Source organism: Hymenobacter sp. UYCo722 (assembly GCF_040547115.1).
In the GTDB taxonomy this organism is placed as follows: Bacteria; Bacteroidota; Bacteroidia; order Cytophagales; family Hymenobacteraceae; genus Hymenobacter.
The window spans coordinates 125617-149404 of the sequence record NZ_JBEPPC010000009.1; the positions used below are offsets into that span (position 1 = coordinate 125617).

Annotated in this window: 19 protein-coding genes; 16 read left to right on the forward strand and 3 right to left on the reverse strand. The window is 62.1% G+C overall.

Annotated elements, in window-relative coordinates; genetic code table 11:
* Positions 1-6: 6 nt before the first annotated feature.
* The 3 genes from ABIB44_RS18520 to ABIB44_RS18530 form a co-directional block, all read right to left on the reverse strand.
* The gene (locus ABIB44_RS18520; RefSeq protein ID WP_354586164.1) at positions 7-2649 is read right to left on the reverse strand and encodes a TonB-dependent receptor; all 2643 of its coding nucleotides are present in this window, start codon (positions 2647-2649) and stop codon (positions 7-9) included.
* Positions 2650-2698: 49 nt separating this feature from the next.
* The gene (locus ABIB44_RS18525) at positions 2699-3058 is read right to left on the reverse strand and encodes a winged helix-turn-helix domain-containing protein (protein ID WP_354586165.1); all 360 of its coding nucleotides are present in this window, start codon (positions 3056-3058) and stop codon (positions 2699-2701) included.
* 120 nt (positions 3059-3178) lie between these two features.
* Complete coding sequence (locus ABIB44_RS18530; protein WP_354586166.1) at positions 3179-4366, reverse strand: extracellular catalytic domain type 1 short-chain-length polyhydroxyalkanoate depolymerase; 1188 nt, start codon at positions 4364-4366, stop codon at positions 3179-3181.
* A gap of 202 nt (positions 4367-4568) precedes the next feature.
* On the opposite strand from ABIB44_RS18530, the gene ABIB44_RS18535 reads away from it, so the two are divergent.
* The 16 genes from ABIB44_RS18535 to ABIB44_RS18615 all read left to right on the forward strand — a co-directional run bounded on the left by ABIB44_RS18535 (position 4569) and on the right by ABIB44_RS18615 (position 23446).
* Positions 4569-7034, forward strand: a complete 2466-nt coding sequence (locus tag ABIB44_RS18535; protein ID WP_354586167.1) for a prolyl oligopeptidase family serine peptidase — start codon at positions 4569-4571, stop codon at positions 7032-7034.
* A gap of 148 nt (positions 7035-7182) precedes the next feature.
* Positions 7183-8304 carry an acyltransferase family protein gene (locus ABIB44_RS18540; protein ID WP_354586168.1) on the forward strand — a complete coding sequence of 374 codons (1122 nt, stop codon included), beginning with the start codon at positions 7183-7185 and terminating at the stop codon, positions 8302-8304.
* Positions 8305-8931: 627 nt separating this feature from the next.
* Positions 8932-10875, forward strand: a complete 1944-nt coding sequence (locus ABIB44_RS18550) for a T9SS type B sorting domain-containing protein (RefSeq protein WP_354586169.1) — start codon at positions 8932-8934, stop codon at positions 10873-10875.
* 287 nt (positions 10876-11162) lie between these two features.
* Positions 11163-11576 carry an NUDIX hydrolase gene (locus tag ABIB44_RS18555; RefSeq protein ID WP_354586170.1) on the forward strand — a complete coding sequence of 138 codons (414 nt, stop codon included), beginning with the start codon at positions 11163-11165 and terminating at the stop codon, positions 11574-11576.
* Positions 11577-11672: 96 nt separating this feature from the next.
* Positions 11673-13013 carry a PQQ-dependent sugar dehydrogenase gene (locus tag ABIB44_RS18560; RefSeq protein WP_354586184.1) on the forward strand — a complete coding sequence of 447 codons (1341 nt, stop codon included), beginning with the start codon at positions 11673-11675 and terminating at the stop codon, positions 13011-13013.
* Between the two features lie 157 nt (positions 13014-13170).
* Positions 13171-15297: a prolyl oligopeptidase family serine peptidase gene (locus tag ABIB44_RS18565; RefSeq protein ID WP_354586171.1), complete on the forward strand. Its 2127-nt coding sequence runs from the start codon at positions 13171-13173 to the stop codon at positions 15295-15297.
* Positions 15298-15503: 206 nt separating this feature from the next.
* On the forward strand, positions 15504-16451 hold the full coding sequence (locus tag ABIB44_RS18570) for an NmrA family NAD(P)-binding protein (protein WP_354586172.1): 948 nt from the start codon (positions 15504-15506) through the stop codon (positions 16449-16451).
* Between the two features lie 427 nt (positions 16452-16878).
* Complete coding sequence (locus ABIB44_RS18575) at positions 16879-18156, forward strand: T9SS type A sorting domain-containing protein (RefSeq protein WP_354586173.1); 1278 nt, start codon at positions 16879-16881, stop codon at positions 18154-18156.
* A 248-nt stretch (positions 18157-18404) separates the two neighbouring features.
* Positions 18405-19568, forward strand: coding sequence for a serine hydrolase domain-containing protein (locus ABIB44_RS18580; RefSeq protein WP_354586174.1), 1164 nt, complete (start codon positions 18405-18407; stop codon positions 19566-19568).
* Positions 19569-19741: 173 nt separating this feature from the next.
* Positions 19742-20683 carry an isoaspartyl peptidase/L-asparaginase family protein gene (locus ABIB44_RS18585; RefSeq protein ID WP_354586175.1) on the forward strand — a complete coding sequence of 314 codons (942 nt, stop codon included), beginning with the start codon at positions 19742-19744 and terminating at the stop codon, positions 20681-20683.
* Positions 20684-21020: 337 nt separating this feature from the next.
* A complete protein-coding gene (locus ABIB44_RS18590) occupies positions 21021-21311 on the forward strand; it encodes a hypothetical protein (RefSeq protein ID WP_354586176.1) in 291 nt (96 codons plus the stop codon).
* A complete protein-coding gene (locus ABIB44_RS18595; RefSeq protein WP_354586177.1) occupies positions 21308-21742 on the forward strand; it encodes a PIN domain-containing protein in 435 nt (144 codons plus the stop codon). The genes ABIB44_RS18590 and ABIB44_RS18595 overlap by 4 nt, the downstream gene beginning before the upstream one ends.
* A gap of 183 nt (positions 21743-21925) precedes the next feature.
* Complete coding sequence (locus ABIB44_RS18600; protein ID WP_354586178.1) at positions 21926-22123, forward strand: hypothetical protein; 198 nt, start codon at positions 21926-21928, stop codon at positions 22121-22123.
* A 37-nt stretch (positions 22124-22160) separates the two neighbouring features.
* On the forward strand, positions 22161-22580 hold the full coding sequence (locus ABIB44_RS18605; RefSeq protein WP_354586179.1) for a type II toxin-antitoxin system VapC family toxin: 420 nt from the start codon (positions 22161-22163) through the stop codon (positions 22578-22580).
* Positions 22581-22724: 144 nt separating this feature from the next.
* Positions 22725-23006, forward strand: a complete 282-nt coding sequence (locus ABIB44_RS18610) for a hypothetical protein (RefSeq protein ID WP_354586180.1) — start codon at positions 22725-22727, stop codon at positions 23004-23006.
* Positions 23003-23446 (forward strand): type II toxin-antitoxin system VapC family toxin, encoded by a 444-nt coding sequence (locus ABIB44_RS18615; RefSeq protein WP_354586181.1) that lies wholly within the window; start codon positions 23003-23005, stop codon positions 23444-23446. Before ABIB44_RS18610 ends, ABIB44_RS18615 begins: the two co-directional genes overlap by 4 nt.
* The last annotated feature ends 342 nt before the right edge of the window (positions 23447-23788 follow it).

Below are 23788 nucleotides of genomic sequence, written 5' to 3' on the forward strand. Positions count from 1 at the left end.
CTCCAGCTACTTCACCGCATACGTTATGGCCAGGTAGTAGAGGCCGCCCACACTCGGGCCGCCGAGGTAGCTCACGTAATCCTGGTTCAAAACATTGCTGGCCCCCAGCTTGAAGCGCAGGTCGGGCGCGGGCACGGCGTAGCTCAGTTGGGCGTCGAGGGTGTGGTAGGCGGGCACGTTGCCATTCACCAGAAAGGTCTGGGAGTAGTAGCCCTGCTGCCAGCGGTAGTTGAGGCCGAAGCCGAGGTTCTTGTAGGCGTTTTCGTTGCCCAGGCTCAGGTTATAGGCCCAGCGCGGGGTATTAAAGCCGTCTTCGAGGCCGTCGCTATTGTCGGTGCGGGCCAGCCGGGTGTAAGTGGCGTTACCCCCTGCTAAGTAGCCGCCGGCCAGCTCGTAGCGCAGCCCGGCCGAGCCGCCGTAGTTCTGCACCTGGCTTTGCGAGTTGGTCCAGAGGCGGTAGCGGGCCTGGGTGGGAGTGGGGCTGGTGAGGGTGGTGTTGTTGAGAGCCGTAGCCACGGCATTAAGGGAGGCATCGGGCGGCAGGGGCGGGCCACCACCGCGCTGCACCGGCACGTAGGCCTCGACCTGCGCGATGAAGTCGCGGTAGGAATTGTAGTAGAAATCTAGGTCGACCAGCAGGCGGCCGCCGGGACCGAAAGTGGCCTTGTAGCCGGCCTCCAGCGAGCGGATATATTCGGGCCGTAGGTAGGTGTATGGGTTTTTAACCAGCAGGTTTTGGTTGGCCGCGATGGCTTGGGTGCGCGTCTGGGCCGGCGAGCCGTTAATGCCGGCCGTGACGGCCGCGTTGAAGCGGTCGATGCTGCTGCGCAGGTAGCTGTTCTCAAACACGCCATCCGACATTACGCGCAGCCCGCCAATGCGCTTTACCTGCCCGCTGTTCACGTTTGAGAAGCCCTCGAACAGGCTCGGGAAGCGGTAGCCGCTCTGGTAGCTGAGGCGAAAATTCTGGCGCGGCGTGGGCGAGAGTACGGCCGTAAAGCGCGGGTTGAATTTCAGGTTGAAATAGTCGTTTTTATCGGCCCGCAGCGTGGCCGTGAGGCGCAGCTTCTCGCCAAAAAACCGCCCACCGGCCTGCACGAAACCGCCCGTTTTAGTGTAGGTGAGGTTATCGCGGAGCGGGTCCTGGCCGGGATTGGGGTTGATAAAATAGTTGCCGTCGGGCACCACGAGGTAGGTGCGGGAGTCAGCTCCGGCTAGCAGGTCGAGGTTGGCAGGCAAAGCCGTACCACCGCGCCGTAGGGCTTCGGCCACGTTCACCTGGGCCTCGGCGTGGGCCAGGGAGGCGCGTACACGCAGGGCCGCCCCCACGTCCCAGTTATTAATGTCCTGCAGCTGCCCCAGGCGCTGGTTGAAGGCGGTCGTGCCGGGTTGCAGGCGGCCGGCATCGGCGGCGGTGCGGGCGGTGGCTAGGGCCTGGGGCACGGGCTGGCCGCCGGCCGTGGCCGCGTTCCAGGCGCTGCTGAAGTCGCCGTACCACTGGGCATCGGGTTTGTAGCTGCGGTCGAGGTTCTCGCCCATCGAGCGGAGGTTGTAGCTCTGGCCGGTGTTTTCCTGGGTGAAGTAGGCGCGGGCCTGCACCACGGGCGTCGTCAGAGTCAGGGCGTGCTGCTGCAAGAGGTAGCCTTGCAGCTGAAAGCGGTTCGAGCGCTGGTACACGTTGTCGAAGCTGGCCACGCGGTAGGTGTAGGCCAGCTCGGTACCGGGCCGGAAACGGTAGTGCAGCGCCACATCGCCCTTCAGCGTGCGCAGGTGGTAATCCACCAACTCCTGCTCGTTGTAGCCGGTGCGGGCCACCGAGTAGCTTTTGCCGCCCAGCGTGAGGTTGCGGCGGTCCGACGATTCGTTGCCGTAGCTGCTCACGGGGTCGCGGGCGGGGTTGTCGGCCCCGAACAGGCCGGTGCTGGCGTTGCCGTTGGGGTTGATGTCGGTCTGGTCGTGGGCCACCCAGTCGTAGCCGCGCAGGTAGCTGCCGTTCAGCTTAAAGGCAAACTTCGAGCTCAGCGCCTTGGCGTAGCGCAGGGTAGTTTCGGAGAAAAGCCGGGCCCCAGTACCGGGGTCGGCTAGGTGGTTGACGCCGGTTTTCTGCTGCACGCTCAGCCCCTGGGAGTCGAACGGGTTGCGGGTGCGGAAATTGGCCAGGCCGTTGATGGCGTTCAGGCCGTAGAGCGCGGCGGCCGTGCCGGGCACGATTTCCACCGAGCTGATATCCAAATCCGTTGGCCCGAGTACGTTGCCGATGGGCCCGCCGATGTGCGGGGCCTGGTTATCCACGCCATCCACGAGCTGGGCGAACCGCACGTTGGTGGTGTTGGTGAAGCCCCGGGCGTTGATGACTTTGAAGGCGAGACTAGGCGTAATTACCTGTACGCCCTTCAGGTGCTCGATGGCATCGAAAAACGATGGCGCGGGCGTGAGCCGCAGGGCGCGGGCATTTAGCTTTTCCACCGTTACCGGCGACTGCAAAAAGCTCTCCTCCACCCGCGAGGCCGATACCACGACTTCCCCTAAATCGACTTTTTTGCGGGTGGTATCGGCCGGGACCACCGTCTGGGCGCGGGCCGTCAGGGCCGGGAGGCAGGCGGCGGCCAACAGGATAGGACGGGCCCGGTGGGGTAGGCGAGGAGGCATGGTGAGGTCGTTATATTCGCAAAGATATAACGTCGATGCCAGTCCCTGCTTACGCGTGCAGGCGCTGAATTTCGAGGGCCATGAATTCCTGGAAACGGCTCTGCAAACCCTTAAATGCCATAACGGCGGCTTGGCCGGTCTCCGTTACCACGGCTCCGCCGCCTTTGGTGCCGCCGGTTTGGGTGCTCACCAGCGGCGCGGCCGCCTGCGCGTTCATCGAGCTCACCAAGTCCCAGGCCCTCTTGTAGGACATGCCCATGGCCTGCGCCGCCTTCGAGATGGAGCCCAGCTCGGCGATGTGCTCCAGTAGCTCCAGCCGGCCGATGCCGAGGAAGCGGCCCTCGTCGGTTTCGAGCCAGACGCGGCCGTTAATACAGTAAGTTTTAGTGGGATGGAGCAGGGCTTTCATCGGGCAAGTATAAGCGGATAGAACGAGTACCCGATTGGTTGAATCAGCCCGTTAGAACATCCCTCGTTCTGACGGGCCGATTTAACCAATCGCGGTACTCGGTCTGGTGGCGCGAATAAGCTACTGTTTCAGCAGCTTCTGGTGCAGCACCTGGCCGCCGGGCAACGCCACGGCCAGCAGGTAGAGGCCGGCGGGCCAAGCGGCGGTGGCCACTTGCAGGCGGCCGTCGGGCAGGAGCTGGGCCGATGCCGGAACGGCGCGGCCCAGGGCATCGCGCACCGTCAGGCCTTCGGCCGTCAGGCGCTGGCCGGCATCGAGTTGGAGCAGGTCGGTGGCAGGGTTGGGCAGCAGCTGCAGCTGGGGCGTGGCCGGTACGATGGCCCCGCGCGTGGGCAGCAGCGTGCTGAGACGATAGCGCCGCAGAAAGCGCCAGGCCTCGCGGCTGGCGCTGATGTCCTGGTTCGTGACACCGACCACGAAGGCTGCGCCTGGCCAAGTGTGCCCCCCGCCGATGATGCGGAAATGCTCGACCACGCTGCCGTTGCGGCCGCCGGCCCACACGCTGCGCTCGGCGGTGCAGCCGTCGGCGGTATTGATGTCGGGTACGGCCGTGATGGTGGGGGTGGGGGTGCAGCCGTTGCGCTGCACCCAGCTGTTGAGTAGCGTGGGGATGGCCACGAATTGCAGCGCCGTGCCGCCGTTGTAGGGCACGGTATTATCAGCAGTGCCGTGGATTTCGAGCACCGGCACCGGGCGGCCGCTGGTGCAGCCGGCCAGGCGGCCGGCCGTCATGCTGCCCGTAACCGAGGCAATGGCCGCGATGCGGTTGCCCAGCTGGCAGGCCAGCTCGTAGCTCATAAAGCCGCCGTTGCTCATGCCGGTGCTGTACACGCGGTTCAGGTCGACGCGGTAGCGGCGGGCCAGCGTGTCGATAAGCGTCGAGAGAAAGGCCACGTCATCCACGCCCGTGCCGCGCGGCCCGAAGGTATTCCAGTTGCGGTTGCCGGCACCGTCGATGGTGCCGTTGGGGTGCACCACCAAGAAGTTGGCAGTGTCGGCCAGGGGGCGGAAGTCGCCGTAGTTTTCCTGTTCCAGGTTATTGGAGCTGTAGCCGTGCAGGTTAAGCAGCAGCGGCACCGCGCCCGTGGTGCGGGTGTAGATGGCCGGCACGTAGAGGCGGTACTCGCGGGTGAGGCCACCGGCCTGCAGGGTGCGAATGATGGTGGTCTGGGCACGCAGAGCGACTGGCGCGGCCGAGAGTGCCAGCAGCAGAATCAGGTTTAAGATGTAGGTAGGGGCTTTTTTCATGGCGAGATAACAACGAAAGGGAAAGGCAATAGCGGACAGAACCCAGCCGCCGGACGATGAGCGAACGCGCGATGCCAAAACGGCTGCCGCGTCGCGAAGTTCGTCGCTCCTGGCTGTCCGGGAGCTGGTCGCCCATTGTTGTTACCTTGCGGGAGCGCTGGCCGGGGGCCGGGCTGCCTTTTTCTTTTTCTGCTTGTCGCGTATGAAAAAACTACTGCTTTCCGCCACCTTTCTGCTGAGCACCGCCGCCATGGCCCAGGCCCAGGAATTTAAGTACCAGACCCCGCCCCAGGCCCTGCAGGACCTGCTGCTGGCCCCACCCACGCCCCGCGTCAGCCTCGCTTCGGATGGGCGCACGCTGGCGCTGCTGGCCGTGCAGGATTTCCCCACCGTGGCCGAGCTTTCGCAGCCCGAGCTGCGCCTGGCCGGCCTGCGCTTCAACCCGCGCACCAATGGCCCCAGCCGCGTGAGCTACGCCGTGGGCATCAAGCTGAAGAAGCTGCCCAATGGTCCCGAAACCGAGGTGAAAGGCTTGCCGGCCGCCGCCCGCATCAGCGGCGTCAGCTGGTCGCCCGACAATAAGACCATGGCCTTTGCGCTCACCACGCCCGGCTCGGGCCTCGATGGCCGCGTGGAGCTGTGGGTGGCCGACGTGGCCACCGCCACCGCCCGCCGCCTGCTGGCCCAGCCGCTGAACGATGCCTTTGGCAACTCCTTCGAGTGGGTGTCGGATAGCCAGACGCTGCTGGCCCGCGCCGTGCCCGCCGGCCGTGGCTCCGCGCCGGCCGCCGATGCCGCGCCCACCGGCCCTACTTTGCAGGAGAGCGGCGGCGGTAAAAAATCGGGAGCCCGCACCTACCAGGACTTGCTGAAAAACCCCGCCGACGAGCGGCAGTTCGACTATTACGCCACTTCGCAGCTGCTGAAAGTGAAGCTGACCGACGGCAGCACCCAGCCCCTGGGCCAGCCCGGCGTCATCCAGACGGCCTCACCCTCACCCGATGGCAAGTACGTGCTGCTGCGCACCCGCCACCGGCCGTATTCCTACCTGCTGCCCATCAGCAGCTTCCCGCAACGCATCGACGTACTGGATTTGGCTACCGGTGCGCCAGTTCAAGCCATCGCCGACCTGCCGCTGGCCGACGCCGTGCCCACCAACTTCGATGCCGTGGCCACTGGTCCGCGCGGCCACGCCTGGCGTGCCGACGTGCCGGCCACCCTCTACTACGTGGAGGCGCAGGATGGCGGCGACCCCAAAGTCAAGGCCGATATCCGGGATAAGATATTCACGCAGGCCGCGCCCTTTGCTAGCCCGCCGCAGGAACTGGCGGCCCTGCCCATGCGCTTCGGCGGCCTCACCTGGGGCAATTCCACGCTGGCGCTGGCCGAAGGCTACCGCTGGGCCGACCGCCACCAGACTACCTGGCAGCTCAATCCCAGCGCCCCTGCCCAGCCGCTGAGCGTGCTGTTCGACGGCTCGTCGCAGGATACCTACAAGGACCCCGGCACGCCCTACGAGCACCGCAACGCCCAGGGCAAATACGTGCTGCTGACGGGCGGCCCCACCGGCCACAGCATCTACCTGCTGGGCAACGGTGCTTCGCCCGAAGGCGACCGGCCCTTCGTGGACGAAACCGACCTGAGCACGAAAAAGACCACCCGCTGGTGGCGTTCCGAAGCCCCGGCCTACGAAACGCCGGTGGCTATCCTCGACGCCAGCGGCAAGCACCGCGAGCTGCTCACCCGCCGCGAGTCGCTGACCGAAGCGCCCAACTACTACCTGCGCGACGCCAGCAAGAAGACCAAGCCCGTGGCCGTGACGCGCTTTGCCAACCCCTACGCAGCCTTTGGCGGCAGCTTCCAGAAGCAGGTGTTGCACTACAAGCGCGCCGATGGCGTGGACCTGAGCGCCGACCTTTACCTGCCCGTCAACTATAAGAAAACCGACGGCCCGCTTCCTACTTTAATGGAAGCGTACCCGGTCGAGTTCAAGGATAAAAACAATGCCGGGCAGGTATCCGGCTCGCCCTACACCTTTACCCGTCTGAACTGGGCCTCGCCCGTGTTCTGGGTGACGCAGGGCTACGCCGTGCTGGCCAATGCCAGCATTCCGATTGTGGGCGAGGGCAGCAAAGAGCCCAACGACACCTATACCGAGCAGCTGGTGAGCAGTGCCAAAGCCGCCATCGACGAGGGCACCCGGCTGGGCGTGGTCGACCCCGCCCGCGTGGGCGTGATGGGCCACAGCTACGGCGCGTTCATGACGGCCAACCTGCTCTCGCACTCCAACCTGTTCAAGGCCGGTATTGCGCGCAGCGGGGCGTATAACCGCACCCTCACGCCCTTCGGCTTCCAGGGCGAGGAGCGCACGTTCTGGCAGGCCCCGGAGGTGTACAACGCCATGTCGCCCTTCAACTACGCCGATAAAATGAAGACGCCCATCCTGCTCATCCACGGCGAGGCCGACAATAATTCCGGCACCTTCCCCATCCAGACCGAGCGCTACTTTTCGGCTCTCAAGGGGCAGGGGGCCACCGCCCGCTACGTGGTGCTGCCCGCCGAAGCCCACGGCTACGCCGCCCGCGAAAACCTGCTCCATATGCTTTGGGAGATGGATTCGTGGCTGAATAAGTACGTGAAGGCCCCCGCGCCCGCGCCGGCCAATTAAGGCAGCCGTTTGAGTATTGGGAACGTCATGCTGAGCGCAGCCGAAGCATCTCTACCGCAGCAGTAAATGAATTACGTTGTGCGGTAGAGATGCTTCGGCTGCGCTCAGCATGACGTTCAGTTTTTTGCAGCACACGCCCCACCGAAGGATGGCTCCAGCAGCAGTTTCTACCAATAAGCTTACCTATTTCCCCGCCCTGACGGGCCTGCGCGCGGTAGCGGCCGGGCTGGTGCTGGTGCATCATTTCAACCCGCTGACTCCCGAGCGATTTGGCTGGCGGCTGCACAGCCTGGCAGCCGAAACCCACATCGGCGTGACGGTCTTTTTCGTGCTGAGTGGCTTTCTGATTAGCTACCGCTACCTGGGCCGGCCGGGGGCGCTGCGCACCTACTTCGCCAACCGGTTTGCGCGCATCTACCCGCTGTACTTCCTGTTGACTACGCTCACCTTTGGGCTGCTGCACTACACCGAGCACCAGCCGTTTTCGGTGAGCGAGTACCTGCTCAACATCACGTTTCTGCGCGGGCTGTTCGCGCAATACGTCTACACCGGCATTGCGCAGGGCTGGTCGCTTACGGTGGAGGAAATGTTCTACGTATTGGCCCCGCTGGCTTTCTGGTTGGTTCGGCGCAGCGGGCACTGGCTTTGGGGGCTGCCGCTGGGGCTGAGCGCGCTGGGGGTAGGCCTGGTGTTACTCAGCCGGCCGCACCCGTGGCACGGCTTTTTTGGCTCCTTCGATTTCCTGTTTCAGTTCACCTACCTGGGTCGGGCCGTGGAGTTCTTCACCGGCGTAGGCTTGGCGTACGGGCTGCGCCGTGCCAGCCGACTGCGCGCACCGCGCGGCCTCACCTACGCGGGGCTGGCCGGCTTGCTGCTGAGCCTGGCCGCGCTGAGCTGGCTGCACGGCCCGGCCGTGGGCGCATTGGGAATATTCACGCCAGCGGGCATGGGCATCAACAATGTGCTGCTGCCGCTGGTGGGCATCGGGCCGCTGTTGTGGGGGCTGGTGGGGGAAGAAACCGCGATAAGCCGGCTGCTGAGTAGTTCCCCCCTGCAGCTGCTCGGCAAAAGCTCCTACGCGTTCTACCTCATTCACATGGGGGTGCTGCAGCGGCTGCTACGCGAGGGGCTGGGCAATTATGGACTGACTCTGCTGGCGCTATACAGCCTGTCCATCCTCTTGTATTGGGCCGTAGAGGAGCCGCTCAACCACTGGCTGCGGCAGAAATTACGGGCGGTGGAAGCTCCCGCATCCGTATTCATTGTGTGAGTTGGCCCTTTTCCGGTTAATAGCAACCTCTGGCCATGCCCGGATGCTATCGATAAGGTTGCTTGGCTGCACCTAAGCGACGGCCAGATTCCGCGTGCCCGCCGCCGCGGCCAAACTCGGTACTACCTACCCGGCGGCAAGCGCGAAGCCGGCGAAACCGACCAGCAGACCCTGCTGCGCGAAATCGATGAAGAACCGGCCGTAGCCTGTTCTCCAGCCAGCCTGATACCTCTCGGTACCTGCGAACTATCCGCGCTTGGCTACGTGCCGGGCGAAACTATGCGCACGGCCACGCTGGGATGCCCGCTCCCCGGTACGCTGTAACGGGTCCCAAAATCGCGGAAATAGTGTATCTGAACACTACCTATTGGGGAAGGAATGTGCTGGTGGCAGCGTAGTTTTGGGAGTGGGTTACACTGCCCTTCTGCCCCGTCCTCGTTCATGCCTTTTCGTTGTTTTCGCTCGTCCTGCCGCTCATGGGCGAAGCTCGGTTGCCTGTTAATTATTCTGGGTTTTGTAAGTACGGCCCAAGGTCAGCCGGAAGCGTACAACTGGAACTTCGGTAGCCGTGCGGGCATTCGTTTCCCAACTGGTGGGGGGGCAGCTATTACTACTGCCCCAAGCAGTATGTACGCCGACGAAGCTTGTGCCAGTATTTCCGATGCGACGGGTGCACTGCAATGCTACTCCAATAGCCTGCAGGTATGGGACCGCACGGGCCAGCTTATGCCCGGCGGGACACTGCAGGGGGGCGACCTCTCGGCTACGCAGGGCGCGCTGCTACTGCGCCACCCCGGCCAGAATCAGTTGTACGACCTCTTCACGTTGGGTGCCACCGGCACGGCTTCGTTTGGCATCCTGCGGCGCTCGATAGTTGATATGAGCCTGCGCGGAGGGCTTGGCGACGTGGTGCTGCCCAACTCGGTTCCGGTGGCCACGCCGAATGGGAATGAGGTAACGGAGAAGCTAACGGCCGTACTGCACGCCAACGGCCGCGATTACTGGATAGTGGCTCACGGCTGGGACAACAACCTGTTCTATAGTTACCTGCTTGGTCCCGGCGGGCTGGCTGCAGCCCCGGTGGTGTCGGCAGTGGGGAGCGTGCATACTGGTAGCGGAGCCGGGGGCAGCAATTCCATTGGCTATCTGCGTGCTTCGCCCAATGGCCGCTTGCTGGCCGCCGCCCAGGTATCGAAAGGCATCGAGCTATTCAGCTTCGATGCCGCCACGGGGCGGGTGAGCGCCCCCCAGGTAGTGCCGCACGTAACCAGCTTTTACTACGGCCTGGAGTTTTCGCCCGACAACAGCAAGCTCTACACCACCAACGGCGGCCAGGCCTTCCAGCTCGATTTGGCGGCCGGCTTCGCGCGCACCGCGCTGCCAGTTTTGGTCGGAGGGGCCATGGCGCTGCAGCGCGGCCCGGACGGCCAGATATACTTGTCGGAGTATGTGACGGGTAGCATTGCCATCATTCATCAGCCCAATGCGCCCGGCCTGGCCTGCAACCTGGAGGACAAAGCCTTTGGCTTGGCGGGAGGGGTGTGCGCGATAGGGCTACCCAACTTCCCCAATGCGTTTGCGACGACGACGGTGCCGCCGTCCCCGCCCGTCATCAATGCCCTTGCCCCGGTTTGCGAAGGGGAATTGCTGGCAGTAAGCACGCCCACCGTGCTGCCAGCGGGAGCCGCCTTCAACTGGAATTTTGGCGACCCCGCTTCGGGCGCGGCCAACACGGCAACCGGCCCCACCGCCAGCCACCGCTACGTCAGCAGCGGCACCTACAAAATCACGCTAACCCTGACAACCCCAACTGGCAGTGCCAGTACCGAAGCTTCGGCGGTCATCAATGCCCTGCCGCGTTTCAGCCTGGGGGCCCGACAGCAATCCCTGTGCCCAGGCAGTACCCTCACGCTAAGCGTCAGTTCCCCGCCCGCCGGGGTCACGTATCGCTGGCAGGACGGCTCGCGCAATACCACCTACCTGGTTCGGGCCCCCGGGCGCTACGTGCTGCAGCTAGTGTCGCCGCAGGGCTGCGCTAGCCGCGACTCGGTAGAAGTAGTGGCGGCTATTGCCCCGCTGGTAACCTTGGGCCGCGACACGGTGCTTTGCGAAGCCGGGCCGTCGCTGATACTACGGCCCAATCAGCAGCCGGCGGGTAATACGTATTTGTGGTCGGATGGCACCACCGCTGCCACCTACGTGGTGCGGCAACCAGGAAACTACTGGCTGGAAGTGCGCAATTCGGCGGGTTGTGTAGCGCGCGCTTCCATTCGGGTAAGCCCGGGCAGCAGCTCGACTGGCTGCCCGCGGGTAGTCGTACCGGTGGTCATCATTCCTACCATCATTACCCCCAACGATGACTTGAAAAACGACTTTTTCGTTCTTGAAGGCCTGGTGGCTGCCGACTGGGAAATTGCGGTCTACAATCGGTGGGGCAGCCCGGTGTTTCAGCAGGCCCGTTACGACAATCGCTGGAACGGCAATGGGCAGCCCGCAGGCACCTATTTTTACTTGCTCACCCATACGGTTAGCAAAAAAATGCTTCGGGGCTGGGTCGAAATCGTGAAGTGAGTTAGCATAGCGTTGCTGGCTGGCACCGGCAGAGGTGCATAGACCGATGCCAGGCAGCTGGTAAGTACTCGTGCATAAGTAATCGTATTCGCTCGAACGTCATGCTTATCTGGCGTCCGCTTGTCGAAGCATCTCTACTGCTTCGTTGAACGGCTCATGCGAAGCGGTAGAGATGCTTCGACAAGCTCAGCATGACTGCCTTTTTACTGTGCACTTACTTAGGCGTGAGTGCTTAATCTTCAATTTCTGCTGCTGAGGGCACCCGCGATAACATTTCTAAAAATACAGTGCATCCACCCGTGGCACCCATCGACAAAATAGCCTGGCTGCACCTGCGCGACGGCAAAATCCTGAGCACCCGCAGCCACGGAAAGGACCGGTACTACTTCCCCGGCGGCAAGCGCGAAGCCGGCGAAACCGACCAGCAAACTCTACTGCGTGAAATCAAGGAAGAATTAACGGTTGACCTCGCCCCGGCCAGCCTGGACTACGCCGGCACCTTCGAAGCCCCCGCCCACGGCCACGCGGCCGGCATACTCGTGCGCATGACGTGCTACTACGCCCAATACACCGGCACACTGCAACCGGCGGCCGAAATCGCGGAAGTGGTGTGGCTGACCTATCGCCACCGGGCGCAGGTATCGGCCGTCGACCAGCTGATTTTCGATTGGCTGAAGGAGCAGCGCCTGCTGGCCGAATAGGGTAAGGGAGGGGTTGAGCCACAACTTATTCGAAGCAGGACAGTAGAAACGGGAGCGGCCCGGCTTTTTTTGGCTGGCCCGACCACTCTTGCTATGATGACGACGAACAAAACGGCCCTGCTGCTAGCTGGCCTGGGCCTGCTGGCGGCCTGCGGTGGCCCCAGCAAACAGGATAAGCGGGAAGCGGCCGCCCATACGCCGGCCCGAACTGTCGTCACGCCCGCCGCCGATACGGTGCGCCTGCCCGCGCCCTACACCACCAAATCCGTCAGCAACCGCGTCAATATTCAGCCCTGGCCGGCTGGTAAAACGCCGGTTGCGCCGGCCGGCTTCACCGTGACGGAATACGCGGGCCAGTTCGATAGCCCCCGCTGGCTGTACGTGTTACCCAACGGCGACGTGCTGGTGGCCGAAGCCAGCACCATTCCGATGAGCCTGCCCCTCAAAGTAGCCGCCGAGCTCAGGCTCGATAAATCCCGCTCGCTGCGCGACCACAGTGCCAACCGCATCACGCTGCTGCGCGACACCAACCACGACGGCACGCCCGATTTGCGCACCACTTTCCTGGCCAATCTCAACCAGCCGTTTGGCATGCTGGTGATGGGGAATAATTTTTACGTGGCCAACACCGATGGCGTGCTGCGCTTCCCCTACCAGGCGGGGGCCACCAAAATTACGGGTGCCGGCCAGCGCGTGCTGGGCCTGCCCAAGGGCGGCTACAACAACCACTGGACCCGCAACCTGCTGGCCGCGCCCGACGGCTCCAAAATCTACGTCACGGTGGGCTCGGGCAGCAATGTGCAGGAGCACGGGCCGGAGAACGAGGTGCGCCGCGCCAACATTCTCGAAATCAACCCCGATGGTACCGACGAGAAAATATATGCCAGCGGCCTGCGCAACCCCATCGGCCTGCAGTGGCAGCCCGGCACCGGCCAGCTCTGGGCCGTGGTGAACGAGCGCGACGAGCTGGGCGATGAACTGGTGCCCGACTACTTCACCAGCGTGCGCGAAGGCGGCTTCTACGGCTGGCCCTATTCGTACTACGGCCAGAACGAAGAGCCCCGCCGCAAAAATGAGCGGCCCGACCTCGTCAAGAAAGCTCTGGTGCCCGATGTGGCCCTGGGCGCGCACGTGGCGGCGCTGGGCCTCACGTTCTACGACAAAGCGGCCTTTCCCGCCAGGTACCGCAACGGCGCGTTCATCGGCGAGCACGGCTCCTGGAACCGGGCGAAATACGCCGGCTACAAGGTGGTGTTCGTACCGTTTGCCAACGGCAAGCCCAGCGGCCCGCCCGAAGATTTCCTGACCGGCTTTCTGGCTGGCAACGGCCAGGACGCCTACGGCCGCCCGGTGGCCGTGACGACGCTTCCCGACGGCTCGCTACTGGTGGCCGACGATGCCGCCGACAAAATCTGGCAGGTGAGCGCCACGCCGTAAGCGGGGCCGGGAAAGTCTGACAAGGGCGTTGAGATGCGTGCGCCTGACTCGTGATTCTGGCGTAACTTTCTGCGGTGCAAGCTGCCCAGGCTCGGGAAACTCTCGAGTGAAAAGGTTGATTTGCGCGGTTCAACGTCATTTCATTCTTTCTGCACCTATGAAGAATCTGTTCGCAACGATGGCCGCCCTGGCGCTGAGCGGCCAGGCCTACGCCCAGGCCCCCATCAAAACGCTGCCGTACCCGCAGCCGCACAAGGTGGATACCGTGACCACCTACTTCGGTACCAAGGTGCCCGACCCGTACCGCTGGCTCGAAAACGACCAGGCACCCGACACCAAAGGCTGGGTGCAGGACGAGAACAAGGTGACGCAGGGCTACCTGGCCCAGATTCCCTTCCGCGAAACCATCCGCAAGCGGCTGGAAACGCTGTGGAACTACGAAAAATTCGGCGCGCCCTACAAGGAGGGCAAGTATACCTATTTCTCCAAAAATACCGGCCTGCAAAGCCAGTCAGTGGTGTACCGGCAGGTGGGGAGCGAGGGCAAGCCCGACGTATTTCTCGACCCCAATACTTTCTCGAAGGACGGCACCACTTCGCTGGCCGGCCTCAACTTCACCAAAGACGGCAGCCTGGCCGCCTACCAGATTTCGGAGGGCGGCTCCGACTGGCGTAATGTCATCGTGCTGAACACGGCCAGCAAGGCCATTATCGGCGACACGCTGAAGGACGTGAAGTTCTCGGGCGTGGCCTGGAAGGGCAATGATGGCTTCTACTACAGCTCCTACGACAAGCCCAAGATGGGCAGCCAGCTGGCCGGCAAAACCCAGATTCACAAGCTGCTGTACCACAAGCTGGGCACGCCCCAAAGTACCGACCAGCTGGTGTTTGGTGGTGATAAAACGCCCCGGCGCTACCTCAACGGCTCGCTCACCGAGGACCAGCGCTTCCTCGTGATTTCGGCCCGCAACACGACTACCGGCAACGAGCTCTACCTCCAGGATTTGAGCAAGCCCAACAGCGCCATCGTGCGGGTGGTAGACAACGAAAAGCAAAACGTCAACGTCATCGACAACGTGGGCAGCAAGCTCTACATTTTCACCAACCTGGGGGCCCCCAACAACAAAGTGGTGACCGTGGATGCCGCCAACCCCCAGCCCGCCAACTGGAAAGACCTGATTCCGGAAACCAAAAACGTGCTGAACGTGAGTACCGTCGGCGGAAAAATCTTTGCCAACTACCTCAAAGACGCCACTACTTACATCGAACAGTACGACATGGCCGGCAAAAAAGAGCATGCCATTGCCCTGCCCTCGGTGGGCTCGGCCGGCGGCTTCGACGGCAAGAAGGAAGACAAGGAAACTTACTACACCTTCACGTCCTACATCTACCCGCCCACCATTTTCAAGTACGATATTGCCACCGGCAAATCGGCGGTATTTAAGAAGGCGGGCGTGCAGTTCGACCCCAGCAAGTACGAGTCGAAGCAGGTGTTCTACAACTCCAAGGACGGCACCCGCGTGCCCATGATTATCACCTACCGCAAGGGCCTGGTGCTGAACGGCAAAAACCCCACGCTGCTCTACGCCTACGGCGGCTTCAATGCCAGTTCCACGCCGGGCTTTAGCACCTCCAACATCGTGCTGCTCGAAAATGGCGGCATCTACGCCGTGCCCAACATCCGGGGCGGTGGCGAGTACGGCGAAAAGTGGCACCTGGCCGGCACCAAGCTGCAAAAGCAGAACGTGTTCGACGACTTCATTGCCGCCGCCGAATACCTCAAAGCCAATAAGTACACCGACGCCGACCACCTGGCCATTTCGGGGGCTTCGAACGGCGGCCTGCTCATTGGAGCCACCATGACGCAGCGCCCCGACTTGGCCAAAGTAGCCTTTCCCGCCGTGGGCGTGATGGACATGCTGCGCTACAACCAGTTCACGGCCGGCGCGGGCTGGGCCTACGACTACGGCACGGCCCAGGACTCGAAGGAGATGTTCGACTACCTCTACAAGTACTCGCCCTACCACGCCATCAAGCCGGCCAGCTACCCCGCCACCTTGGTTACCACCGCCGACCACGATGACCGGGTGGTGCCTGCTCACTCCTTCAAATTCGGCCAGCGCCTGCAGGAGTCGCAGCAGGGACCGGCTCCGGTGCTCATCCGCATCGAAACCAAAGCCGGCCACGGGGCCGGCCGCTCCACCGCCCAGGTCATCGGCGAGCAGACCGACAAGTGGGCCTTCATGTTCCAGAACATGGGCCTGACGCCGTACCAGAGCAACTAACAGGCCCTTCCCCGGGAGCGAGTTTGTTGGTCTGCCAACCGGCGGCAGAATCGAATTCCATCGCCAGCGGCGCTCGGCTCTGGCGGGTGAGCGCCCGCTAGGGGAACAGTTGAGTAGACAGTTAAATGGGCGGATGCTGAATAATTTCTGACGCAACGCCGCCAGCATTCCGGCCCGATTCCAACCCCTGACCAACTCTTTTGATTTTGACAATTCCAACCACTACTGCCAACCATGCGGATGCCGGGCTAGCCACCATTGCCCTGGCCGGAGCCACCGGCGACCTCGGCTTCCGCATTGCGCAAGCCCTGCTAAAGCGTGGGGCCACGGTGCGCGCCTTGGTGCGCGCCGGCAACCACAAGCCCGTTATAACAGCGCTGCAGGACCTGGGCGCTGAGATTATCGAAGTCGATTTTAACAGCGTTGCGGCCCTCACCAAAGCCTGCATGGGTGCTACTTGCGTAGTGTCGGCCCTCTCCGGCCTGCGCGATGTGATTGTGGACATGCAAAAGCGCTTGCTCGATGCCGCCGTGGCCGCCAGCGTACCCCGCTTCATCCCGTCCGATTTCTGCATCGACTACACCCGGCTTGCCCCTGGCAGCAACCGCAACCTCGACCTGCGGCGCGAATTCAATCAGCGCCTCGACCACGCTCCGGTGCAAGCCACGTCCATCCTCAACGGCATGTTCACCGACCTGCTCACCGGGCAGGCCCCGGTCGTGCTGTTCGGGCTGAAGCGCGTGCTCTACTACGGGAGCGCCGACCAGCCGCTCGACTTTACCACCATTGCCAACACCGCCGAGTTCACGGCTGCCGCCGCCCTCGACCCCACCACGCCCCGCTACCTGCGCGTGGCCGGCGAGGTAGCCACCGTGCGCGGCTTGCAGAAAGCGGCCAGCGATGCTACCAACCAGCCATTCAAGCTATTGCGGGTGGGTGGCCTGTGGGTGCTGGGCACGATGATAACCGCCACCAAAGCCCTGATGCCGACCAGCGACGACGTGTTTCCGCCCTGGCAAGGCATGCAGTACCTGCACAACATGTTCACGGGCCTGCCCAAGCTGAACCCGCTCGACAACGACCGGTATCCCGACTTGCGCTGGACGCCGGTGCGCGAGGTGTTGGCCACACGCGGCACAGAAACATCAACGTAGCGCTTCAGGCAAAATGAGAAGGCTGCACGATGCCAGCCTCATCGATAAGTAGACTTTTCAGCCTGCAACAAGTCTGCCCAACTGGGGGCTCGCCATTATTCGTTCGCTTTCTGTTGGGAGGCAATAATACTTGCGGGAATTGATTGATTAAGTTGGAGTTTATGTCAAATCGGTATGCTGGCAATCAATAAGTTAATTTCTTGTGCAAACGAAATATAGACGCAAAGTCGACTGCATATAGTGGCCGAAATGAACAAACGTTTGCCTAAATTATTTTGACTTTTTTGGAAAAACTTGTCAAAAAAAATAAGCGTAATTGGGCCAGGTTCGATTACTTTTATCCAATCCAAACCCGGTCTCGCTAACACACAGCGCTATCAGTTCCTAAATCTCATTCACCATTTCCACTTTTTTCTCATACCCCACCATGAAAAAAATCTTTACTCTTGCTACAGCCGGCGTTTTAGCTACGGCTTCGCTCGCTGCCCAGGCCCAGGTTACGGTCGATGGCCAGCTCACGGCCGCCGAACTCACGGCCGGCAACTACGTGCTACTCGGTAAAAGCGATAATTTTACCTTCACTGCCACCCAGAACCAGAACGACAACCGGCCGTTCGGCTCGCGTGGTCTGCTGGGGCTTTATGTAGCTAGTACTGCCACTAAAGTATACATTTTCCTTGGTGGAACGGTAGACCCCGGCAGCAACGCATTCCAGTTGTACCTGGACGTACCCGGCGGCACGGGCGTTCCCGCCGGCACGTTCCTGCCCCCAAGTGTGCCCCCCGTTACAACTCCTGCTACACCGGGCACTTCCTTTGAGAAAATCAACCGCATCAAGCTGGACCAAGCCGTGAAATTGGCGTTGGCCTTGCGCGGCGATGGTACCCCCACCGCCCCGGCACCCCAGAACTACAAGGTTGAAGCTGCGGCTTTTACGTCGGCTACGGCAGTGCAAAGCACGCAATTGACTTCCGCAGCTGCTCCAATCGTGGGCGACGGCACGGCCCTCACGCTTAGCTCGACTGCTACGGTTGCTCCCTATGCCGGCTTGGATAAGGCCCGCATGGCCTACCGCAATACCACCGACGGTAAAATTGGTACCAACCCCGGCAATGCGGCGCTCTACACCACCGCTGCTTACGCCGGTGTGGGCTCCTACGGCTGGGAGATTGAGTTGGACCGGGCCGCGCTGGGCGCTGTAGCTGCCAACTCGGTATTCCGCATTTTCGCTCTCTACAACAACGGTAACGGCGGCTACGCATCGGGCGAGTTTATCCCCAAGACCACTGCCGCGCTGCCTGCTTCATTGCCTAGCCCCAACTTGGGCGGTGCCGACAACGGTATGGCTGGCAACGATGTAGACTTCGGGGCTATCGCTGGTACGCAGTCGGCTACCTTTACGCTGAGCGCCACCGGTGTGCTGGGCACTAAGCCCGCTGACGACGCTGCCGTTGCCATGCAGGTTTACCCAAACCCCGCTTCGAGCTTCGCTACCGTTGAGTACAACGTTGGCAGCCGCGCCAATAACGTTAGCGTTATGCTTACCGACCTGATGGGCCGCAACATTCAGTCGCTGGCTAACGGCTTGCAGCCCGCTGGCAAACAATCTGCCTCGGTTAGCAGGGCCGACGTTGCTGCTGGCACCTACTTGGTCCGCGTGCAGGTCGGCGACAAAGTGTCGACCCGTAAAGTGGTACTGCTCTAGCATCTTTGCTTTCTCTTTAAAAGGCCCCGTCGCATCATGCGGCGGGGTCTTTTTTTGCCCTTTGACAAGCGCTAGGCTTATTTCTCAGTACCATTGAGCGAAGTAGCTGGATGTCGTTTGGTAATTTTCAGCGAGGAGCTTGGGGGAGGCAGCCGCGCAGCCCGACCAACGGCACTAACTTGCTCGAACGTTTAATTTCGGACTGATTAGCCGATTTGACTGCTAATTCCGGTTGCTTTCTGATTCTTATGCTTCGAAAACTACTTCTCTGGCTAGCCTTGCCCGCAACGGTGGCTTGCACCCGCCTAGCCGCGCCCGGTCCTAATGGCAACCCCACCGCAGCCTATTTCCCGGCGGCCGGTAAGGCCTGGCAACGCCAGACCCCGGCTGTTGCCGGCTTCGATGGAGTCCGCCTGGCCGAGGCCATAGCCTTCGCCCAAACTCAGGAGACCACTCAAATGACGCCCAACTTCTCCACCCAGGAGGAGATTTTTGGCAAGCTGCTCGGGCCCATGCCCACCAGCCGGGCCGCCACCAACGGCCTGGTGCTCCGGCACGGCTACATCGTGGCCGAGTGGGGCGATACCGAGCGGGCCGACCCCACTTACAGCGTAGCCAAAAGCGTACTCTCCACGATGCTGGGCATCACCCTCGACCGCGGCCTCATCAAGGACATTCACGACCCCGTGGCCCAGTACGTGCACGACGGCGGCTACGACTCTCCCCACAACCGGCTCATCACCTGGGAGCACCACGCCCGCCAGACCAGTGAGTGGGAAGGCGAGCTGTGGGGCAAAAACGCCGATTTCATCGGCCACGAAGCCTTCGGCAAAGGCGAGCGGAAGCCCCGCGAGCTGCAGGCCCCGGGCACCTACTTCGAATACAACGACGTGCGCATCAACCGCTTCGCTCTCTCGTTGCTGCGCCTGTGGCAAAAGCCGCTGCCGGCCGTATTCAAGCAAGAGGTAATGGACCCCATCGGCGCGTCGAACTCCTGGCAGTGGGTACCCTACCCCAACGCCGTGGCCACCGTGAACGGCCAGGCCCTGCCCTCGGTGAGCGGTGGCACGCGTTGGGGCGGCGGCCTGCGCATCAGCGCCCGCGACGAGGCCCGCTTCGGCTACCTGCTGCTGCGCCAGGGCCGCTGGAAAGCCCGCCAAATCGTATCGTCCGATTGGGTGCGGCAGGCCACCGCGCGCGGCCCCGTCGGGCCCGACTACGGCTACCTCTGGTGGCTCAACACCGAAAAGAAGGCCTGGCCCGATGCTCCGGCCACCAGCTACGCCGCCTTGGGCGCGGGCTCTAACACCATCTGGGTCGACCCTGAGCACGACCTGGTCATCGTGTGGCGCTGGCACAACGGCAGCCCCAACGAGCTGATAAAACGGGTGCTGGCGGCCCTTAAATCGTAGGACAGAAGTCAGCCCATAGACATAGAGAACGTCATGCTGAGCGCAGCCGAAGCATCTCTACCGCTTCGTTGAATGATGCGAGCGAAGCGGTAGAGATGCTTCGGCTACGCTCAGCATGACGTACTATTATAGAAGGCGGTTAATTCTGCATCCTTACTTACCCCCGCAACCATATGTCTTCCACGCCTACCGCCAATTACACGCTGCTCCTGCACGGGGGCTCCGGCCGTCTGCACCCGGCCGGCACGCCGTTTCCGCAGGAAGCCGATTACGAGCGCACGTTGGCGGCCGCCGCGCAGGCGGGCTTTGCGGTGCTGGCCGGGGGCGGTAGCAGCCTGGTAGCGGTAGAAACCAGCCTGCGCCTGCTGGAGGACTCGCCTCTGTTCAACGCCGGGCGCGGCTCGGTGTTTTCGCACGCCGGAGTGAATGAGATGGACGCGGCCCTGATGGACGGTACCACGCTGCGAGCCGGTGCGGTGGCGGGCGTGCGCACCGTGCGCAATCCGATTTCGGCCGCCCGCGCCGTGCTGGAACGCTCAGCTCATGTGCTGCTCACGGGCACCGGTGCCGACCAGTTTGCCGCCGAAATGGGCCTCGAAACGGCCCCGCCCGCGTGGTTTCGGACGGAGGAGCGCTGGCAGCAGTTTCAAGCGCTGCAAGCCGCCGAGACCCATTCCGCAGCCCTAACCACTAAGTACGGTACCGTGGGTGCCGTGGCCCTCGACCAGGCTGGGCATCTGGCGGCCGGCACCTCCACCGGCGGCATGCTGAACAAGCAGTACGGCCGGGTGGGCGACTCGCCGATTATCGGGGCCGGCACCTACGCCAACCACGTGTGCGCCGTGTCGGGCACTGGGCACGGCGAGTTTTTCATTCGCCACGCCGTGGCCCACGACATTGCCGCCCTGATGGAGTACCGGGGCCTGAGCGTGGAGGCCGCCGCGCACCTCGTCATCCACGAGAAGGTGGCCCCGGCGGGTGGCAAAGGCGGCGTCATCGCCCTCGACGCGCGCGGCCACGTAGCCATGCCCCACAGCACCGAGGGCCTGTTCTGGGCCTATGTGAGCGCCGACGGCAGGGCCGGCACCAACGTGTGCAACATGATTGTGGAGTAATCAAGGACGCGCCAAGGATTTCAGGGTCGCGTGGGTGCCTATGGTACCGGGCTAAAGCAGTGGGCGGCTTTTCGCGTTGGCTGTTTACGCATACGAGCGCAGGGAGTAGCCCGGTCAACCCCATTCCGCACCAGTTGCTAAACGACTCAGGCGCTACTCCCGCCCCGTTTTGCTGCCCGCCGCCGCCGTCCCGCGCCCGGCGGGTCCGGCCTGAGTGAAACCACCGCTTCGGCGTAGCTCCTGCACCGCCCCCGCCCGCTGCCCGCGCCGCTGAGATAAACGGGAGCTTCATGTGTAGCTTGACGCCGAATTATAAGGAACACCGTAAATTGGGGTTATGAAACTAGCCGTTGAATTAGAATTCCCAGAAGAGCAAGCTGCATTAGCGCTGGAGTGGCTGCAAAGCTTGCCTACCGGCATTGCCGCTCGGCTGCGCGGTAAAGGGAAAAAAGGGACAGAAAAGTCAGCTATTGGTGCTGCCGGAGCAGATGCAACGCTTTCGGTTGCGGAAGAACAGCAGTTGTTGCACGAGCTTTTCGGGGCATGGAAGTCGGACGTGAGTGGTGACGAGTTGAACCGCGTCATTGACGAAGCCCGGCAAGCCGGTCACCGCGAGGTAGAACTATGAGCGGCTACCTGCTCGATACCAACATCTGCGTGCACTACCTGAAAGGGGAACATGCATTGGAAGCCAAAGTGATGGCGATTGGCCTGCGCAACTGTTTCATTTCGGAGTTGACGATTGCCGAGATGCTCTACGGACTGGCCAAGTGCGAACCGGCCTACGCGGCGCAACAGCGGCAATACATCACCAAACTGCAACGCCTCTTCAATACCCGACTGTTGCCCATCGCCACCGCCTTCGAGTTGTACGGACCGGAAAAAGTGCGGCTAATGGAGCAGGTGAAACAAGGATTATTGGGCAAGTATCCCGGTGAATTCGACGTGCTCATCGCCTGCACCGCAATGGCGCATCAACTGACGCTAGTAACGCGCAACACCAAAGACTTCGCCGACATCGTCAACTTGGCGCTAGAAAACTGGATAGCCACCCCGTAAGCCCACCCCGGCGCGCCCGCCCCGCCTGACGCCCCCACGCGCCCCGCCTGACGCCCTCCACACGCCCCGCCGGTCCCGCCCGAGCGAAACCACCGCCTCGTAGTGGCGTCCGCTCACGCCCTGCCCCCGCCGCTGAAGAAACGAGAGCTTCTGTGTAACTTGTGCAAGCAAATTCCTCCGACAATGACAACTACCCTTGTATTGGAACCCACCAATGATTCCGACCTGCACTTGCTGCTGAGTCTGGCGCAGCGGCTGGGTGTGAAAGCCACGGCTTCGCCAGCCGCTAAGCTGTCGCTGGAGGAGCGGGAGCGCCGTTTTCTGGCCTTGTTTGGCTCCTGGCAATCGGATGAAAGCGGGGATGAGCTAAACAAGTGCTGATGGACTCCCGTCAGAGCAACCGGCCGGATATCGAGCTATGAGCGCCGGCTATCTGCTTGATACCAACATCTGCGTTCATTTTCTGCGGGGAGAACACCGGCTTAACGAGAAGTTTGCCGCGCTTGGGCTGGCCAAATGCTTCGTGTCTGAAATCACCATTGCGGAATTGCTATTCGGTGCGGCCAATAGTGCCCCGGTTTGGCAGGCCCGCCAGCATCAGCAAGTAGCGGAGTTTCGGGAGTTGTTTGCCGAGCAAGTGCTGCCCATTGCGCCCGCGCTGGAAATCTTCGCCGACCAGAAAGCGGCTTTGCGGCGCAGTGGCCGGCCGATATATGACTTTGATATTCTCATCGGCAGCACGGCGCTGGCGCACGGCCTCACCCTCGTCACGCGCAACACCCGGCACTTTGCCAATATAGCTGGCTTGGTGCTGGAAAACTGGATAGCCACACCGTAAGCTCACCCCGCCCCGCCCCGCCCCACGCCCCGCCGGTCTCGCCTGAGCGAACCCACCGCTTCGGAGTAGCCCCCGCTCCTGCGCCACTCCCGCCTGCTGCCCCCGCCGCTGAGCGAAACCACAGCTTCTGCGTAACTTAGACCTATGAAAATTGCCCTTGAATTAGAGTTTCCCGATGAGCAAGCGGCCGCCTTTATGCAACGGCTGCAAAGCTTGCCGGGGCTTACTGCCCGCTTCCTACGCCTACGGCCTGAAGTGCAGGCAAGCGCTGTCGTAGCTGAAGCATCCGGCGAACTCACCGAAGCCGAGCAAAAAGCGTTGCTGTATAAGGTATTTGGCAGCTGGCAATCAGATGTAAGTGGGGATGAGATGGTGCGCCAGATTTACGCTGACCGCCGCGACGAGCCGCGCGAAGTGAATCTATGAGCCGATTTCTACTTGACACGAACATCTGCATTCACTTCATCAATGGACAGTTCAACCTGGCAGCCAAGATTGATAAAGAGGGGCTGCCTAACTGCTTTCTCAGCAGCATCACCATCGCGGAGCTGCTCTACGGCATTGCCAATAGTGCTCCAACGCGCCAGCCCAGAAACCGGCAGAATCTGGCCGAGCTACAACAACTATTCAGCGGGCGTATCCTGACCTTCGAAAGTGCCCTGGAAACCTACGCCGTACAGAAAGCGCACCTGAAAACGATAGGCCGGCTGCAAGGAGATTTCGACATGCTTATTGGGAGCACTGCACTCACACACAACCTCACGCTTGTCACGCGCAACACCCGTCATTTTGCCGACATGCAAGGCATTGTGCTGGAGGATTGGGTGACCGAATACCTGGCAGGACAAACAAGCCTAAGCCAATAGCCTGCCGCCCCGCCAGTCCCGCCCGAGCGAACCCACCGTTTCCCCAGTAGCGTCCGCTCCCGCGCCACCCCCGCCCGCTGCCCGCGCCGCTGAAGAAACAGCAGCTTCTGGCGTAGCTTGCCTAATGCTTAGCAGGGCAGAGCAAACGATGCCTTTCAGTGTCTAAAAAGATGAAGTTTACAACTAAGAAAAAGGTGGCCGTTATCGGTGGAATAGATTTTCCTGAACCGCTTGGTTTAGGGGTTTACAGATATAGAACCTGTTTAGGAAGTAGTCAGGAAGGTATAAAAGAGGAAAGACTCCCACAAAAGCGGGAAATTTGAGGTGCGAACCATCTCCTTC

What these genes read in the sequence shown, in the direction of transcription:
- ABIB44_RS18600 (WP_354586178.1), top strand. Translation starts at nt 21,926, where the DNA reads ATGACAACTACCCTTGTATTGGAACCCACCAATGATTCCGACCTGCAC.
- ABIB44_RS18595 (WP_354586177.1), top strand. Translation starts at nt 21,308, where the DNA reads ATGAGCGGCTACCTGCTCGATACCAACATCTGCGTGCACTACCTGAAA.
- ABIB44_RS18580 (WP_354586174.1), top strand. Translation starts at nt 18,405, where the DNA reads ATGCTTCGAAAACTACTTCTCTGGCTAGCCTTGCCCGCAACGGTGGCT.
- ABIB44_RS18615 (WP_354586181.1), top strand. Translation starts at nt 23,003, where the DNA reads ATGAGCCGATTTCTACTTGACACGAACATCTGCATTCACTTCATCAAT.
- ABIB44_RS18520 (WP_354586164.1), bottom strand. Translation starts at nt 2,649, where the DNA reads ATGCCTCCTCGCCTACCCCACCGGGCCCGTCCTATCCTGTTGGCCGCC.
- ABIB44_RS18550 (WP_354586169.1), top strand. Translation starts at nt 8,932, where the DNA reads ATGTACGCCGACGAAGCTTGTGCCAGTATTTCCGATGCGACGGGTGCA.
- ABIB44_RS18610 (WP_354586180.1), top strand. Translation starts at nt 22,725, where the DNA reads ATGAAAATTGCCCTTGAATTAGAGTTTCCCGATGAGCAAGCGGCCGCC.
- ABIB44_RS18565 (WP_354586171.1), top strand. Translation starts at nt 13,171, where the DNA reads ATGAAGAATCTGTTCGCAACGATGGCCGCCCTGGCGCTGAGCGGCCAG.
- ABIB44_RS18540 (WP_354586168.1), top strand. Translation starts at nt 7,183, where the DNA reads ATGGCTCCAGCAGCAGTTTCTACCAATAAGCTTACCTATTTCCCCGCC.
- ABIB44_RS18575 (WP_354586173.1), top strand. Translation starts at nt 16,879, where the DNA reads ATGAAAAAAATCTTTACTCTTGCTACAGCCGGCGTTTTAGCTACGGCT.
- ABIB44_RS18525 (WP_354586165.1), bottom strand. Translation starts at nt 3,058, where the DNA reads ATGAAAGCCCTGCTCCATCCCACTAAAACTTACTGTATTAACGGCCGC.
- ABIB44_RS18530 (WP_354586166.1), bottom strand. Translation starts at nt 4,366, where the DNA reads ATGAAAAAAGCCCCTACCTACATCTTAAACCTGATTCTGCTGCTGGCA.
- ABIB44_RS18605 (WP_354586179.1), top strand. Translation starts at nt 22,161, where the DNA reads ATGAGCGCCGGCTATCTGCTTGATACCAACATCTGCGTTCATTTTCTG.
- ABIB44_RS18590 (WP_354586176.1), top strand. Translation starts at nt 21,021, where the DNA reads ATGAAACTAGCCGTTGAATTAGAATTCCCAGAAGAGCAAGCTGCATTA.
- ABIB44_RS18585 (WP_354586175.1), top strand. Translation starts at nt 19,742, where the DNA reads ATGTCTTCCACGCCTACCGCCAATTACACGCTGCTCCTGCACGGGGGC.
- ABIB44_RS18535 (WP_354586167.1), top strand. Translation starts at nt 4,569, where the DNA reads ATGAAAAAACTACTGCTTTCCGCCACCTTTCTGCTGAGCACCGCCGCC.
- ABIB44_RS18560 (WP_354586184.1), top strand. Translation starts at nt 11,673, where the DNA reads ATGACGACGAACAAAACGGCCCTGCTGCTAGCTGGCCTGGGCCTGCTG.